The sequence below is a fragment of the Patiriisocius marinistellae genome, assembly GCF_009014635.1.
GTDB lineage: Bacteria > Bacteroidota > Bacteroidia > Flavobacteriales > Flavobacteriaceae > Patiriisocius > Patiriisocius marinistellae.
On sequence record NZ_BKCF01000001.1, the window covers coordinates 996639 to 1013929 of the forward strand.

Here is a 17291-nt window from a genome sequence, read left to right on the forward strand (position 1 = left end):
GTCCTAAAAAAGTTTACATATTAAACACTAATCCTAAAATAGATTTACATCTATATTTTAATCCTATTATTAGTTTACAATAGTAGGATTTTTTACATAATAATTCTTCCATAATTTCTCTGTTTTTAAATTACTTTGGTGCACTTGATTTGGTTTGAGATTACCTAAACTCATATGAGGTCTTTCATTATTGTATAGTTTGATTACTGTATCCAATAATTCTCTAGCTTCCTTAATATTATTTACCTGATAGTCATTAAGATATTCCTCCTTGATAAGACCGTTTATTCGTTCCGCTATAGCGTTTTCTAGTGGGTCTCCATTTTCAGTCATACTAATTTTTATGTCATCAGACTTTAACAACTTTACATACTCATTACTACAATACTGAGTTCCTCTATCTGAATGATGCATGAGCTGTTGTTTGTGTTCTATATTTTCAGACAAACTGCTTATTGCCATTTGTAATGCTTTAATAGTCTCTGAAGTAAGTAAACTATCAGCTAAATGATACCCTAAATTTTTCTAGAATAGGCATCAGTTATGAAGCTTATATACACAAAACCGATTTCTATACGCCAATAGGTAATATCACTTACCCCTTGCTGGCGCTAGAATGCTCGCTACCGCTAAATTGTATTTAGTGGCGTTATGAGTGAGCAAATCAATATATAATAAACAAAAAGCTATGATAGTAATCTGTCATAGCTTTTTGTATTTTGTGGTACTATGAGTAGAAAATACAAGTTTCATAATCCTAGTGGTGCTTATTTTGTAAGTTTTGCTACCGTATACTGGATAGATGTATTTACTAGAGCTCAATATTTTAAAGTGCTAGCAAATAGTGTTGGCTACTGCAGAGCAGAGAAAGGAATGGAATTATTTGCCTATTGTTTTATGCCAAGCCACGTACATTTTATATTTAAGTCAGCAAATGAACAGCCAGCAGATTTACTACGGGATTTTAAACGTCACACAGCAAAGAAAATGATTGAAGCTATAGAAAACAATCCACAAGAAAGGAGTGGCTGTTATGGATGCTTAAGCGGGCGGGTAAAAAGAATGCTACAACAAGCAAATATCAATTTTGGCAACATCACAACAACCTATTGAGCTTTGGAGTCCAAAAGTGATAAAACAAAAATTAGATTATATTCATAATAATCCTGTTGTAAGTGGTTTTGTAACAAATCCTGTAGACTGGAAATACTCAAGTGCGAGAAACTTTGCAGAAGATCACACTATTTTAGAGATTGATGCTATTGGATTTTTAGGGTAGCTTTATAACCTACAGGTATGCTGTCTTTTACATTCAGTGACGGCACTAGTGAATACTAGCGCTAGCGGGGGGGGTGGCTTTAGCTTTATATCGTACAGGTTTGCAATCTTTTACATTCAGTGAGTGCACAAGTTATAAACTAGCGCTAGCGGGGGATAGCTTGCAGAGCCTCGTGAACTCATAAAAACAAAAAACCATCCCGAAGAATGGTTTTCATTTTATTTGTCAATCCTGTTGTTCCAATCCAAGCAGCTTTATAAATCCTATCTTTCCCAAAATCAACGGGATAAGAAAGGTCAAAATAACAGAGTAATAAAAATAACCTCCGTTATAACTAAAATCAAGCTTAAGCAACTCTTTAGTCCCAGGCACTATAATAAAGGCATATATGAGGCTTACGACTACATATGATGCAACACTTGATATCGCAACATTAAGTCCCGAAAAAACTACTCCTTTATGTTTCAATAATAAAAGCAGTAAAATAAGAACTATACTATAACCATAGATTGTTCGAAGTATAAACGACCAAAAAAACTAAACTTTAATGAGTCTCCAATCAGCTCAAGAATGTTTCTACTTGGGAATTCTATTTTAAAGAGTATGAAAGCTATCATAGTCAATAAGCAACATTCTATAAAATACATTAAATGTATTAATCCTAAAAATTTTAATATACTTCTCATAAAATTATTCCTTTGGCTCGTATGCTTTATCAATAAGCTTTTGCCCTAACTTAACTCTGTCATTATATTTGGAGAAGTCAAAATTTATTTCTCCATTTTTATCAGTAAAATTTTCATTAATTACCAATTTTAATTCCGCAGGCGCAAAAATTGAACTAATAATACTTTTACCAAAAGATTCATTCACATTAGTAATAATGGCTTCCATATCTGCATTTGGATTGTTTATTGAATAACTTTTGATATAATCTTGAACTTTTGTTTGCTCGAACTGTACTAAAGCGTAATCAAGCTCCTTACCGCTTAATCCTGCCAAGGATATACTTTCGCCATTTGCATCGGTAAAAGTTTTACTTAAAGAGTTGCTCATAATACCGTTGAAGTTGTCCATATTATGGCTGAACAAGAACTCATTACCTCCTCTCAAAAAGTCATCTGTGGCAGAAGATGTAGCCATCCCACCATCTGGTAAATCAGCACCACCAACTGCATTCCAGTTCGTGACTAACTCTGCAGCGCCGAACCATTTTGATTCCGTGGCTACCGTACTCCAATCTATATACTGTTGGGAAAAAGCATAAAATGCGTTCCTTTCCGCAATATCTTTGTACAATGCCGAACCGTTGGTAAGCGTATTGTAAATTGATGCTTGCCAAAAGGAACTTTCAGGCGTATGGACATTTTTCCTTCTATCCTGAACCATCCACTCTGATTGTTTTTGTATGTTAGGTTTTCCAGAAAGTACTCTATTAAGGTTGTCCATAAAACTGACTTCTTCCAAGCCATCCAAATCAATTGCGAATATAGGCTTATTTCCAGCATATTGATATGGCGTATACCAAGGGAATGTTTTAGCCAAAGGGTCAATACTTAAAAACCTACTTACTCTTGGGTCGTACATTCGCATTCCATAATCTATGCTATTTCCCTCGCCTTTAACCTCGTTATCGGTTTCTTTACCGTTAAACCCATAACGGTAGTCTCCAGAGTTGCCATGGCGTCCTGGGATTAGCATCCCGAAGGGAGTGTAATTATTAGGATATAAATATGTAAAAGAACGTTCTATAAAAATAGAAAAACTACACGGTTTTGTGTAGCTTTTCTCGATTATTGCTTTGGCTTATTAGGTAAACTTTTTTATAGGACGAGACACTCTTTTATTCAATCAGATATTCTGCTTCCCTTGAATTCATAAATTCTTGTTTATTTATTATAATACTATCAATGGTGCGAAAAAGACTAACTAAATCATCTATTTTTTTATTACTCGAAATTACCCGATGATTTTTAAAATTTATCCTTTTAGTTATTCCGTTAAATTTAAAAAAAAATGAAAAAGAATCAGAATCTGATACTTCAATAAAATCATCTACCTCATATGTTTCTGGATAATATAAAGAATTTATAGATATTAATTTGTTCCATATTTTCTCTTTATCTCTTTCTTTAAGTATTATTTCAAGTGTATCTATTTTGTCAAAATAAATAGTCTTATATAATTTCTGATTGATAGAATTGTATAAGTATTCTTTATCGCTATCTGATATTTTGAATTCAAAATTAAAATCTTCAGGAGTGTTCAAAGGGTAATTAAACTCGTCTCCACACTCATCTGAAGTTCTTAATATCACGAAATAAACATTTAAAACTATTAACGACAAGATTATTAGTAACAAAAAGTTAATTTTTTGGTTTTTCTTCTTTTTCCTGTTTTTTATCTTCATCGTTTTGTTCTTGAATTTCTAATGCCTCATCTATATACATCTGTCTTTGCGTTCCTGGAGTTTCTTCGGTATGATTAGGCGAAGTGGTGCCATATTTCCCATGATATCTATAATGTTCCTGCTCTTGACCTTTTACATCTTTTGGAAATAACCTTGGCTCTAATTTTAAAATAACATGTGCCCAAAATTCATGATAGAGTGTTTCACTTAAATAAACATTTGAAATTCCATCTAGATTAAGTTTTGCATTCTTAAAAATTTTAGAATTAGTATTAACAATTATAACCGATACATTATTTCCTTCTCTTTTTGATTTACTGAAATCAATTTGTTTAACAATAGCATCTTTCTTTCTGTCATCAATATTATCACTTAGAGCAAAAGTAACTTTCCCTTTTTTATTTATATCATTTGATTTCAAATCATAAGTGCTGGCTGTATTTCGTTCATTACTCCATGACCCGAATGTTATATATACATCTCTTTGGTCATCCCCACCTTCGGTACTCCAAATTTTCCTATACACATCAAAACCTAAATCTGTACTCAACATTAAATCTAAAGCGGGTTTTAAAGTTTCATCATTGTTTATACCATTTTGATAATAAACTTCTTCCAATCCTTCTAATTCAAAATGCGCTATAACTTTATTACCGCTAAATGAATATGGGGTGTAGTGTGGATATTCAGCAGTTAAAGGGTCAACAGCAAAAAATCTTCCAACCCTTGGATCATGCATCCTAAAAGTATAATTCAAACTATTCCCTTCCCCCTTAATCTCATCATCCATCTCCTGTCCTTGGAAGCCATAGCGATAACTTCCATCTGTACCGTGGCGTCCCGGAACTAGCATCCCGAAGGGAGGGTAACCTATGCGGTGTTTCTATTATGTAAAAGAGCGTTATATAAAGAAACAAAAAAGCAACGACTTTTAAATCGTTGCTTTTGTTAAATAATCAGTGTTTATTTTCTTGTTATTTATCAAAGTTCTATTTTGGAATACTATCCAGTTTTGGACATTTTTTTTAGGAGGAGGCAGTTAAAAATTGTTCGAAATATTCCTTAAATAAATTTATCAAATAGGAACTTGATTTGTCATCAGTTTCATTTTTCATGTTGAGTTTAATATGTTCTGACCATAATAAAGAAGATTGTATACTTACCCTACTATTGTACCAAATAGACAGTTCATTATGTATCCTTTTCTCTGATACTTCAGAAATACCTTCAATATACCCATAAAAAAAATCTATAAGCTGAAGAAATTTTGGCTTACCCGCAAACATCATTTGGGGCCTTTCTTCAATGAGGCTTACTTTTTTAAGAATATTTATTGCTAGTTTCTTTTCAATCATCATTTTAATGTACTTTCTTTTAAAATTGTAAAATTCAAGAATTCTGCGTCATCAAAATTCTTTATATAGTCCTCTAAATTCAATCCTTGCTTACCTGTCGTTCTATCAAATACTTTACCATCTTTAAACGCAGCTACATGATGCCTCCACATAGTAGCTTGTCCTTTAAAATCACCTACAAAGTTACCCATTTTAGGGGTTATTTCGAGATATTGACCTCCTATTTCCTTAGAAATTTTACGAGCAACAGCCTCACATCCGTTAGGTATTGAAGCCACATTATCAGTCTTTTTAAGCCACCCTAATTTACCTTGTAATGAAAATCCATTCGTAACTAAACCTTCACTATTTGCTATGTGATTATTTGGAAAAACATCCGATATTTTTCCAATTTTAGTGTAGCCTCTCTCACTAAGAATACCTAGAGTTATTTCTGTTGTAATAACTGTTCTATCGTAAGCATCTCCATTTACAACTTTGTTTACAGTTAAAAGAATCTGATCCTCTATTGCTTGGTCAAATGAATCATCAAATAAATTCGTACCCCAGACCTTTTTATTTCTATCAACATACGACTGTCTAACAATATCCCTTCCTTTCTCACTAGTCGGTGATAAAGTCCAAGCTAAAACATTTTTCCCTAAAAATCCTCCAAGATTCCAACCAAACTCAGCAGATTGATTAATTGTTTTTGGTGGGTTTTTAAGAATTTCAATATTACTTTTTACAAAAATAATAGTTCCATCTAGTAAACCAATTGCAACTTTCTTTCCGCCACTCCAACTTTCTCTTTCTTGTTTAGTAGGAGAAATCTCTTTACCTTCTAGCTCATTAAATGCTAACACTTTATTTTCACTAAAAGAGTATGGACTATTCCAAGGGTAATTGTATGCAACAGGATCCGTTGCAAAAAATCTACCAATCCTAGGGTCGTGCATCCTATATTTATAATTAAGCGAATTTCCTTCACCCTTAATCTCATTATCCATCTCCTGTCCCTGAAACCCGTAACGGTAGTCTCCAGAGTTCCCGTGACGTCCTGGGATTAGCATCCCGAAGGGATAGTAATCCAATGTTCATTCAGCGCCTGTATTTAAAAGAACGTATGTACTTTTATGAAATAGCATTTTTTACACTATTTGGCCAAAAAGTGGTCAAAATATGGTATTAAAAAATCAAGTAAAATAAACAATATACGCAGTAATTGCGGTAATAAATGTGGCAAGCAATACACCTCTTGCTCTATAAAATTTATCCTTGTTTAAAAATAGAAAAAATACTCCTAAGTTGGGTAGTGCGCCTAAGGTTAATATAGACCACGAAGTTCCGCTAGCGATATAAAAGTCGTAGGTTTCCATAAAGGACATTCCTTTAATAAGAGAGACGACTAAAATACAAATGCTAACACCTATAACATTTGTTATAATCCCCGCCATAAAGCCAATAAAAATTTCTTTCTTAATCATATATCCCAAGTGTTTATGTCTTTAATAGCGTGATGTGCCGTCATGTCAAATTGAACGGGTACCACAGATACATATCCATTTGCTAGTGCCCACTCGTCTGTGTCTTCACCTTTATCTTTGTTTATAAATTCACCCGTTAGCCAATAATAATCACGCCCTAATGGATTGGTACGCTTGTCAAATTTTTCTTGCCAATGGGCATTGGCTTGTCTACAGACTTTGACGCCTTTTATCTTTGATGCTGGTAATTTAGGGATATTAACATTTAAAACAACGCCGCTGGGTAAGCCTTGCTCAAGGCATTGCTCCACCATCATTTTTATATACTTTTTTGATGGTTTAAAATCGGCATCTAGTGAATAGTCTAATAATGAAAACCCAATAGCTGGAATACCCACCGTTCCGGCTTCAACTGCTGCGCTCATAGTTCCACTATAGATTACATTAATTGAGGAGTTGCTACCATGATTGATACCGCTCACACACAAATCTGGTTTACGGTCAAGTAATTCGTTGATGGCTATTTTTACACAATCTACGGGGGTTCCACTACAGCTGTATTCTTTTTGAGGAGCATCTTTTGCTACTTTAATACTATTACAGTACAGTGTGTCGTTAATAGTTATGGCGTGCCCCATTGCACTTTGAGGTGCATCTGGCGCGACAACGACTACATCACCTATGGTATTCATGACCTCTATTAAGGTTCTAATGCCAGGTGCTGTAATTCCGTCGTCGTTAGTTACTAGTATTAATGGTTTCTTCTTGCTCATGTGTTATTCATTTCCGAAGCAAAAATACAGTTATTAATGCTGAAATTTTAATGATTGAAACTTATTGGTTTTAATTGAGTCTATTAACAAAAGATTAGGTTGGTAATGCTTAAATGGCACGGTTTTTTGTATATTTTTAGCAATCCAATACAGAAAGAGATATTTATGAGAATCATGAAAAAGAATTTAAAGATACTATTGCTCACTGTTTTTGTTGCTGCGGCTTCTTGCAGTTTTACAACAAAAAGTTTTGAAGACCCAGATAAAGATAAATTGCTTATTGATCTTATTACGTATGTAATGGATAAATGGCACTACGAACCAGCAGATTTAGACGATGCGTTTTCAGAGCAGGTCTATACTAAGTTTATTGACGGATTAGACCCTGTAAAGCGTTTTTTCTTAGCAAGTGATATAGCAGAATTTGAAAAGTTCAAATTTGAGATAGACGATCAAATAAAAGAAAAAGATTTAACTTTTTTTAATACTGTATATGCGCGTCTTGATGAGAGAATGGAAGATTCGCAAAGTATGTATGAAAAAGCATTATCAACTCCTTTTGATTATAATGAGGATGAAACTATAAGTGTGGATTATGATAAACTTGCCTATGCTACTTCAAAAAAAGATTTAGAGGCGAGATGGAGACAACAGCTTAAATTTTCAACAATATCAAATTTCTACGATCTGTTAGAAGATGAAAAAACGAAAGCCGAAAAAGAGACTGGTTATACTCCAATAACTAATAAAGAGTTAGAAGAAAAATCTAGAAAATCAACAGGAACTTCGCTTAAAGAGTATTTTGAGTTCACTGATGACCTAGAGCGCAAAGATTACTTTGCTGTATTTTTAACAACAGTTGTTGAGCAGTTTGATCCACATACAAATTACTTTGCTCCACCAGATAGAGACCGTTTTGACCAGCGTATGTCTGGAAAATTAGAAGGTATAGGCGCAAGACTTCAAAAAAAGAATGATTATATCAATATTGTTGAAGTAATTAGTGGAGGTCCAGCTTGGAGAGGCGAGCATATGGAAGTTGGTGATATTATTTTAAAAGTAAAGCAAACTGACGAAGATGAAGCTACAAGCATTGTAGGTATGCGTATTGATGATGCTGTAAAATTAATTAAAGGTCCTAAAGGAACTAAAGTTACATTAACAATGAAACGTGTTGATGGAACTATTGAAGATGAGGTTATCACAAGAGATGTGGTGGAGCTTGCAGAAACTTTTGCTAAGTCAACTATTATTGACAAAGGAGATAAGCGTTATGGCTTAGTAAACCTTCCTTCATTTTACTTTGATATGGAGAATTACAAGGAGAAAAATTCGGCTACTGATGTTAAGGAGGAAATAATTAACCTCAAAAAAGAAGGTGTTGAAGGTTTGATTTTAGATTTGAGAGATAATGGAGGAGGTTCTTTAAGAACAGCTGTAGATATCGCTGGTTTGTTTATAAAAGATGGGCCTGTTGTTCAAGTAGCAAGTAGTGGAGGTAATAAAGAAGTGTTAAAAGACAAAGATTCAGATTTACTATGGGATGGTCCATTAGTGATTTTAGTCAATGAATTGTCAGCTTCAGCTTCAGAGATTTTAGCTGCTGCAATGCAAGATTATAAAAGAGCAATTATCATAGGTAGCACTCAAACTTATGGAAAAGGTACCGTACAAAATGTGGTAGATTTAAACCAGTGGTTGCGTAAAAATGATGTGGGCGATATGGGAGCGTTGAAATTAACAACTCAAAAATTTTATCGTGTTAACGGGGGTTCAACTCAACTTGAAGGTGTTAAAAGTGATGTTGTGATGCCAGACCGTTACAGCTATTTTGATGTTGGAGAACGTGATTATGACAATCCACTTCCATATGATAAAATTACACCAGCAAAATATGACGTTTGGGATGGATATATTGATTATGAGAAAACCATTGAAAATAGTAAAAGTCGTATTGAGATGAATGAGCAATTAAAGCTTATCGATGCAAATGCAAAGTATATAAAGGAACGTAGAGATGAAATGGACGTGACCCTCAACCTTAAAAAATACAGCGATGAGATTGCGAAAAACAAAGAAGAAATTAAAAAGTTTGATGCAATTGATGAATACGACAATAAGTTGAATTACCATTCTCTGCCAAGCGAAATGGAAACAATGAAGCAGGATACTACTCTTAGAGAGAAGAGAAAAAGATGGCACAAGAGTTTGTCTAAAGATGTCTATGTTGAAGAAGCTGTTAATGTGTTACAAGACTTAAAAGTTAACAACATAAAAAGTAAAATGGCTAATATTAAGAACTAGTCATTAAAAAATAAAACTGAAACCCGTAATGAATAAATATCGTTACGGGTTTTTTGATGCACCACACTCAAATTTTCCTAAATTTACCACGTGGAAAAAGCAACGTCCTTATCGCAATTAGCCTTTCGTAGATTTAAAAAAAATCTATGGGGAATGTTGAGCTTAATTTTTTTAATTGTTTGCGTATTCATTGCTGTTTTTGCCTATGCTTTAGCACCAGATGATAGCCAGAATGCAAACCAAATGCATCTCTCCATCCATTCAAAATCCCCAGGTTTTACAGTCAAAATGCTTACAATTCCAGCAGAGGTTGAGAGCCAAAATAGTATATCCTCTTTCTTCTTCGGAAATAGAAACGCATCTACCGAAATTCCTATTAGTAGTTATAAGGTAACTCAAAGTGGAGTGCTCATTTATGAATACACTAGTGATGGTACCGCTGGGCTTCAGAAGGAATATATGTTATCGCAATTTCCAAATGCTTCTTCAATTAAAGATATTTCAAGACGATACATTTCAGAAAAAAAATTCATTTTAGGTACAGATAAATACGGGCGAGATTTATTAAGTAGGATGCTCATTGGTATTCGCATTTCTCTCGCCATAGGTTTTGTAGCAGTATTCATCTCTTTGCTTATAGGGATTTCGTTAGGTGCAATTGCTGGTTATTATGGAGGTAAAATAGACGCTGCGATTATGTGGGTTATAAATGTCACATGGTCAATCCCCACGTTGTTGTTAGTAATTGCAATTACACTAGCCTTAGGAAAAGGATTTTGGCAGGTTTTTATTGCTGTAGGTTTAACAATGTGGGTCGAAGTTGCAAGGGTTGTACGCGGTCAAATAATGGGCGTTAAACAAATGCAATTTGTAACGGCAGCACGGGCTTTGGGTTTTAATGATTTCAGAATAATTACAAAGCATATTTTGCCTAATGCAATGGCACCCGTAATTATTATTAGTGCTGCTAACTTTGCAGGTGCAATTTTAATTGAAAGTGGACTCAGTTTTTTAGGTATAGGAGCACAACCACCTATGCCAAGTTGGGGAGGAATCATTAAAGATCATTATAGCTACATTATTCTTGGAAAGCCATATTTAGCTATTATTCCAGGATTGGCAATAATGAGTCTTGTAACTGCTTTTATGTTAATAGGAAACGCATTAAGAGATGCGATGGATGTTAAAGGAAATTAAACCATGCAAAGAAAATATATTTACCCATTATTAATGGTTATAGTAACAGTTGTCTTGTATTACATGAATCAAAATGTAGATCAAGCAAATGCGCCGTATCCAGATATAAGTGATAGTGATGGTTTTTTAGAACCTTCGGTGGAATTTGGCGATGCTATGTTACCTTCATCTACAACTGGAGCTATTGTAGCACATGCGAGCTATACACTATCATATAGCGAGCCCCATGAGCAAGCCGAATGGGTTGCTTACGAATTACAACCCAAACATATTAAACGTAACGATTTTAAACGTCCTTATTTTATTGAAGACCGGGATGTTAAAACAAAAAGTGCAGACTGGCGTAACTATAAAAAGAGTGGCTACGATAGAGGTCATTTATGTCCTGCAGGAGATAGAGGCTTTGACTATGATGCTTACTTTGAAACATTTTTAACGAGTAATATAAGTCCGCAGAATCATGATTTTAATGCTGGGATTTGGAATAGTCTCGAACAGAAAGTTCGTTATTGGGCAGGCAGATATGATGGTGTTTATGTAATCACGGGAGGAATATTAAAAAATGGATTAAAAACAATTGGTGAAGAAAGAGTTTCAGTACCAGATGAGTTTTACAAAATAGTTATTGATAAATCCAAAGGTAGGTACAAAGTAGCGGCATTTATTATTCCAAATAAACCAACAGATGATTCTTTTTATGAATATGTTACCTCAGTAGATATCATTGAATCAAAAACAGGCATAGACTTTTTTCCTGCTCTTGATGATGCTATTGAAAATAAAATGGAAGCTTCCAGTGATTTGAAGTTTTGGGAGTGAGAAATTTTTTGATTACCTCTAGTTGAGAGCAGTCGAAATCTATTTTTAATTACTGCATTAATTCCCCTAAGTATAATAATAGTTCCCAGCATCAAGCCTTACGAAGATAAAAAGTAAAATAGTAAATCCCCACAAACCTGAACCTCCATAACTAAAGAAAGGAAGCGGTATTCCTACGGTGGGAAATAATCCCGTCACCATCCCTATATTTACAAAAAAATGGAAAAATAAGATTGCTGCTACGCTGTACCCATATACTCGCGCAAATTGGCTTTTTTGTCGTTCGGCTAGCACTAATAATCGTATAATTAGAAAAACAAACAAAGCAACAACAAGTAAGCTTCCTGCAAATCCCCACTCTTCTCCTACAGTGCTAAATATGTAATCTGTTTGTTGTTCGGGCACAAAGTTTCCTTTGGTTTGAGTTCCTTCGGTCCAGCCTTTCCCAAACCAGCCACCACTCCCAATAGCAATTTCACTTTGGTTGGTATTGTACCCTATACCTTTTGAGTCTGTTTCTTTTCCGAGGACAATATTAAAGCGGTCACGGTGACGTTGCTCAAACACATTTTCAAAAATATAATTAACTGATAAGGCAAAACCTATACAGGCAATAGCAATTGTTACATACTTAAAAACACTAGGTTTACGTTTTCTGTTTTTTAAGTATACGCCAGTAGCAATAACGAGTACAATAGCTGAAACCCAAAGAACCCCGATAGCAAGTGTTCCCACAAATAATGCTGCAGCAAAAAAACCTAGTAATAAATACACAAAATGTAATCCCTCGCGGTATAAAGGAAATATAAATGCGGCATAAATTAAAGCACTCCCAGGATCAGGCTGCGGAATGATAATCAATGCAGGCAATGCCAAAATTAAAAACGCTTTAAGTTGATCTTTAAATTCTGAAATATTAGTTTGAATATCACTCACGTATTTAGCTAATGCCAGTGCAGTAGCTGCTTTTGCAAACTCTGAGGGTTGAATACTTGCGGGTCCTAGTGCATACCATGAAGTTGCACCGTTTATATTTTTTCCAAAGATAAATAGTCCTATTAATGAAAGGAGTGAGACAATATAAATTATACTAGAAAACCGTTCATAAAATTTTACGTCAAGGGCTAAAATGAATACAATGAGTACTATACTTAAACATATCCAGAGTAATTGCTTTGCATACGTTTGATTAAAATCAAAAATTCCACTTCCCCCATCAGTATAGGATGCTGAGTAGATATTAAACCATCCAATTGTTACTAATGCCAAAAAGAAAAAAATGGTCAGCCAATCAAATTTGAGCGTACGCGTATTTTGCATTATTGGTTGATATTAAATGGTTCGCCAGAATATGGTTTTTCATATTCATGCATGAGACTTCCGTTAAGGACATAGTCTTCCATTGCTGTCAAAGTTATTTCACCCTTAATATATTTCTCTATCATTAAGCTAGATATTCTACCTGCCCATCGCGCTCCCCAATATCCGTTTTCAACAAATACTGCGATAGCAATCTTTGGATTGTCCTTAGGTGCAAAAGCAACAAAAACAGAGTGATCCGTTAGCTGAGTTCTTTTGCCATCAATTTTTGTGTAATTTTCAGCAGTTCCTGTTTTTCCACAAATATCAATACCAGGTACTTGTAAGAATGTTGCTGTACCATTTGTAAATACTTCATGCATTCCATCGACTACTGGTTGAAAGTGTTGAGGGTCAATAGTGGTTTTGTTGATGTCTGTATATTGACCTGGAATAGTATCGTAATCTTGAATGTTTTTAATAATATGAGGTTTTTTATACCAGCCTCTATTTGCAATTGTGGCTGTAAAATTTGCCATTTGCATTGGTGTTAATAACACCTCTCCTTGACCAATTGCATTTGAAATTGTAGCCGTAGAGTACCAATTATTATTAGGATACATGGCATTATACGTTCTTGAACTAGGTATTTTACCGCGCTTTCCAGCAGGCAGGTCGTACCCCATAAATTGCCCTAATCCAAAACTCATTAAATGATTTCTCCAATTATCAATACCTTGTTGAGGAGAGTCATATTTTTCGATAATACGACGATACACCGTACAAAAATAAGCGTTGCAAGATTTTGCAATCCCGCCTTCCATTGAAAGTGGACTACTATGAGCATGACACCCTAGCTTTCTTCCACGAGTACCATAATAATAGCCTCCGCGGCATGCAATTGTTTCTTTTATATCAATAACATTTTCTTGCAACCCAATAAGTGCTGTTAAGGTTTTAAAAGGAGAGCCGGGTGGATATTCAGCTAATAGGCCTCTATCGTAAAGTGGCAACGCCGTAGTATCTCTGCTAAGTTGATTAAAGTTTTTAGAACGTTCTCTTCCTACCAATAATCCTGGGTCAAAATTAGGAGCAGTAACAAGTGCTAAAATTTCGCCAGAGCTTGGCTCTATCGCTACAATACCACCGCGTTTATTAGTAAATAATTTTTCCCCATAGGCTTGGAGCGTTGCATCAATCGTTAAGGTAATATCCTTTCCACGTTGCGGTAACGTATCATAGATACCATCTTCATAAGCTCCTATGTCTCGGTTAAATCTGTCTTTTTGAATATACTTAACGCCTTTAACTCCTCTTAAAATATCCTCGTATTGTTTTTCAACTCCTGTCATACCTATGATTTCTCCCATTTCGTAGGCAGGATTTCGGTCGATTATGTATTGATTTACTTCTCTAATGTAACCAAGCACGTTTGCCGAATGTTGCACTTCATAATCACGTAAAGTACGTTTTTGAATAAAAAAACCATCAAATTTATGAATCTTCTCAGACAATGACGCGTATTCCTGTTTTGTTAACTGAGGCAAAATAGGGGAGGCTAGCCTAGGAGAATACACCCTTGCCTTTCTCATTTTTTCAATAAAATCCTCTTTTGGCATTTTTATCATCTCACAAAATGCAAGTGTATCTAGATTTTTAACATCTCTAGGAATAACCATTACGTCAAAAGAAGGTTGATTTTGAACCATTAATTTATCATTGCGGTCAAAAATATACCCTCGTTGCGGATAATCGTAAACAGTTTTTATGGCATTATCTTCACTTAATTGCTTAAAAGAAGTGTCATATATTTGAAGATAGAATAATCTGCCGGCAAATACAACGCCGGTAATCATAACTAATAGTAAGAGTAAAAATTTTCTCAAGGAGAAGCTAATTTAATATGAAGCTGTTTTGTTACTAAATAAAAGCAGCGAACACATGATAAGGATAATACTAAAAATACTTGAAAATAACGTAGATTTTAGTATCAAGAGTATATGTGATGTGCTAAATATTTCCATAGTGAATAAAATTATGTGATGGAGCACAACAATAATCGAAATATAAACAATTCTTTCGGCGATAGGAACCTTGTTTAATTTTACCATATTATACTCATAACTAACCCCAAAAGAAAACTTTAATATAAGTGGGCGTATATAAGCTACAAACACACTAGCTGCTGCGTGTACACCACCAGAATCACTAAAAATATCAATGCTTAAGCCTAGTAAAAAACTTAAAAAAATAAGTAATCCCTTGTTGCCAGTAAATGGAAATATTAAAATAAAAACTAGATATAAATATGGGTTTACATATCCTAAAAAATTTATGTGGTTGAGCAATGTAACTTGAAGAAGCAACAGCCCAAAAAACCTAATAATATTTATCAAAATATCTTTATTCTGCATCGTCGGTCTTTTCTAAGTTTTCAATCTCTAGTAAGTTAAGGTTTTTGATAACATACACGTGATTGAGGCTTGTCATATCATTAAATAATTGCACGTCTACAGTAAAACTATCTGTAGCGCCAACAGTAAAATCCTTTACAGTACCAATTAATATTCCCTTCGGAAATATGGAAGAATTTCCACTTGTAACTATTGTATCACCTACAGCAATGGGTGCTAGTTTAGGAATTTCTATTAATTGAACAATATTAGGATCTTTTGTGTTCCACGTTAGAAATCCAATGTGATTTGACTTTTTTAATTTTGCATTTATCTGGCTTGTGGTGTTCAAAATAGATTGGACACGAGCATAATTGTCTGAAACTTTATTAATAATCCCAACTAATCCTTTTGATGTGATAACACCCATATCAACCTCTAGACTATCTTTTAGTCCTTTGTCAAGTGTAAGTTGATTTTTAATTTTTGAATAATTATTATTAATAACGCGTGCTCCAGTAAAATTAAAAACGGGAAGAATGTCTCCTTCAAATTTAGGATTAGGTATGTTGCTTTTTAACGTTGCAAGTTGCTCACGTAATCTTGTATTCTCTTCAATAAGAAGATTGTTTTCTTTACGTAAATCAAAATAGGAAGTAACATTACTTCTAGCACTATAAATACCACCACTAAAAAAGTTTGTTGAACTAATTACTTTTGAGTTATGATAGGAGTGTGATTGTATAGTAAGAATAAGTGCGATTAAGAATAAAAATGCAAAAAGCAGAAAATTTTTATTCTTAATAAAGAAATAAATTATCTGTTGCATTTTCTTAAATTATAATATTGTAAATCTATTGAGGTGTAAAACGACCATCTAAGAACTAATTTCTTAGTCACATTTCCGAAGTGAAAATTATTGAAATTTTACTATTACTTAATGAGTACGCTCTTAAATTTCGGTAAATTCTTCAAACATATTCCAGTTCCTCTAACAACTGCTCTCAATGGATCTTCAGCAATATAAACTGGCAAGTCTGTTTTTTGAGAAAGACGTTTATCAAGACCTCTAAGCATAGAACCACCACCCGCAAGGTAAATTCCTGTATTGTAAATATCTGCTGCAAGTTCTGGAGGCGTTTGAGATAATGTTTCCATTACTGCATCTTCAATACGTAATATAGATTTGTCTAATGCTTTTGCAATTTCTCTAAAAGAACACTGAACTTGTTTAGGTTTTCCAGTTAATAAATCACGTCCTTGTACGGCCATTTCATCTGGTGGAAGTTCAAGATCTTCAGTCGCAGCACCTATTTGGATTTTTATTTTTTCAGCAGTACGTTCACCTACATACAAGTTATGTTGTGTGCGCATATAGTAAATAATATCGTTTGTAAAGACATCACCAGCGACTTTGACAGATTTGTCACAAACAATACCGCCAAGTGCAATTACAGCAATTTCTGTAGTTCCACCTCCTATATCCACAACCATATTTCCTTTAGGTTGCATAATGTCAACGCCTATACCAATAGCCGCTGCCATAGGTTCATGGATTAGATACACTTCTTTTCCATTAACACGCTCAGCACTTTCTTTTACTGCTCGCATTTCTACTTCGGTAATACCACTTGGGATACAAATAACCATTCTTAACGATGGAGTAATCCATTTTTTCTTTAACGCGGGAATGTCTTTGATAAACATGTTTATCATTTTTTCACTTGCATCAAAATCTGCAATTACACCGTCTTTTAAGGGTCTAATTGTTTTAATGTTTTCGTGAGTTTTTCCTTGCATCATTGCAGCTTCTCTTCCTACAGCAATTATTTTTCCTGTAGTACGATCACGTGCAACGATAGACGGTGCGTCGACGACAACTTTGTCGTTATGAATAATTAGGGTATTTGCCGTACCTAAATCTATGGCTATTTCTTCGGTGAGGAAGTCAAAAAATCCCATTCGCTATGCTGTGGTGTTATGTGTTTACTGTATG

At 34.3% G+C, this 17291-nt stretch carries 15 protein-coding genes and 2 pseudogenes; 4 read left to right on the forward strand and 13 right to left on the reverse strand.

The window, feature by feature from the left end; translation table 11 throughout:
- Positions 1–69: 69 nt before the first annotated feature.
- Positions 70–504, reverse strand: a pseudogene (locus tag GB234_RS04405) (transposase); the annotation flags it as partial.
- Between the two features lie 225 nt (positions 505–729).
- On the opposite strand from GB234_RS04405, the pseudogene GB234_RS04410 reads away from it, so the two are divergent.
- Positions 730–1279: pseudogene (locus tag GB234_RS04410) on the forward strand (REP-associated tyrosine transposase).
- Positions 1280–1969: 690 nt separating this feature from the next.
- Here the strand turns inward: GB234_RS04410 and GB234_RS04415 are convergent.
- The 7 genes from GB234_RS04415 to surE form a co-directional block, all read right to left on the reverse strand.
- Positions 1970–3076 carry an RHS repeat domain-containing protein gene (locus GB234_RS04415; RefSeq protein WP_308645059.1) on the reverse strand — a complete coding sequence of 369 codons (1107 nt, stop codon included), beginning with the start codon at positions 3074–3076 and terminating at the stop codon, positions 1970–1972.
- A gap of 46 nt (positions 3077–3122) precedes the next feature.
- Complete coding sequence (locus GB234_RS04420) at positions 3123–3689, reverse strand: hypothetical protein (RefSeq protein WP_151893302.1); 567 nt, start codon at positions 3687–3689, stop codon at positions 3123–3125.
- Complete coding sequence (locus GB234_RS04425; protein WP_262714104.1) at positions 3646–4563, reverse strand: RHS repeat-associated core domain-containing protein; 918 nt, start codon at positions 4561–4563, stop codon at positions 3646–3648. The genes GB234_RS04420 and GB234_RS04425 overlap by 44 nt, the downstream gene beginning before the upstream one ends.
- Positions 4564–4714: 151 nt before the next feature.
- Positions 4715–5047 (reverse strand): hypothetical protein, encoded by a 333-nt coding sequence (locus tag GB234_RS04430; protein ID WP_151893304.1) that lies wholly within the window; start codon positions 5045–5047, stop codon positions 4715–4717.
- Entirely contained in the window at positions 5044–6117 is a 1074-nt protein-coding gene (locus tag GB234_RS04435) for an RHS repeat domain-containing protein (RefSeq protein ID WP_262714099.1), read from the reverse strand. The genes GB234_RS04430 and GB234_RS04435 overlap by 4 nt, the downstream gene beginning before the upstream one ends.
- Before the next feature lie 102 nt (positions 6118–6219).
- Positions 6220–6510: a hypothetical protein gene (locus tag GB234_RS04440; protein WP_151893306.1), complete on the reverse strand. Its 291-nt coding sequence runs from the start codon at positions 6508–6510 to the stop codon at positions 6220–6222.
- The gene (gene surE / locus GB234_RS04445; protein ID WP_151893307.1) at positions 6507–7283 is read right to left on the reverse strand and encodes a 5'/3'-nucleotidase SurE; all 777 of its coding nucleotides are present in this window, start codon (positions 7281–7283) and stop codon (positions 6507–6509) included. Before surE ends, GB234_RS04440 begins: the two co-directional genes overlap by 4 nt.
- Positions 7284–7457: 174 nt before the next feature.
- Here surE and GB234_RS04450 point away from each other — a divergent pair, with 174 nt between their 5' ends.
- The 3 genes from GB234_RS04450 to GB234_RS04460 all read left to right on the forward strand — a co-directional run bounded on the left by GB234_RS04450 (position 7458) and on the right by GB234_RS04460 (position 11603).
- Entirely contained in the window at positions 7458–9587 is a 2130-nt protein-coding gene (locus GB234_RS04450) for a carboxy terminal-processing peptidase (protein ID WP_151893308.1), read from the forward strand.
- 90 nt (positions 9588–9677) lie between these two features.
- Positions 9678–10784 carry an ABC transporter permease gene (locus tag GB234_RS04455; protein ID WP_151893309.1) on the forward strand — a complete coding sequence of 369 codons (1107 nt, stop codon included), beginning with the start codon at positions 9678–9680 and terminating at the stop codon, positions 10782–10784.
- A gap of 3 nt (positions 10785–10787) precedes the next feature.
- On the forward strand, positions 10788–11603 hold the full coding sequence (locus GB234_RS04460; RefSeq protein WP_151893310.1) for a DNA/RNA non-specific endonuclease: 816 nt from the start codon (positions 10788–10790) through the stop codon (positions 11601–11603).
- Positions 11604–11669: 66 nt separating this feature from the next.
- On the opposite strand, the gene rodA is transcribed toward GB234_RS04460, so the two are convergent.
- From rodA to GB234_RS04485, 5 genes are all read right to left on the reverse strand, one after another.
- Positions 11670–12923 (reverse strand): rod shape-determining protein RodA, encoded by a 1254-nt coding sequence (gene rodA, locus GB234_RS04465; protein WP_151893311.1) that lies wholly within the window; start codon positions 12921–12923, stop codon positions 11670–11672.
- Positions 12923–14788, reverse strand: a complete 1866-nt coding sequence (gene mrdA / locus GB234_RS04470; protein ID WP_151893312.1) for a penicillin-binding protein 2 — start codon at positions 14786–14788, stop codon at positions 12923–12925. Before mrdA ends, rodA begins: the two co-directional genes overlap by 1 nt.
- Positions 14789–14800: 12 nt before the next feature.
- Entirely contained in the window at positions 14801–15316 is a 516-nt protein-coding gene (locus tag GB234_RS04475; protein WP_151893313.1) for a rod shape-determining protein MreD, read from the reverse strand.
- Positions 15306–16124 carry a rod shape-determining protein MreC gene (mreC, locus tag GB234_RS04480; RefSeq protein WP_151893314.1) on the reverse strand — a complete coding sequence of 273 codons (819 nt, stop codon included), beginning with the start codon at positions 16122–16124 and terminating at the stop codon, positions 15306–15308. Before mreC ends, GB234_RS04475 begins: the two co-directional genes overlap by 11 nt.
- A 104-nt stretch (positions 16125–16228) precedes the next feature.
- Positions 16229–17257 (reverse strand): rod shape-determining protein, encoded by a 1029-nt coding sequence (locus GB234_RS04485; protein ID WP_151893315.1) that lies wholly within the window; start codon positions 17255–17257, stop codon positions 16229–16231.
- Positions 17258–17291 lie beyond the last annotated feature (34 nt).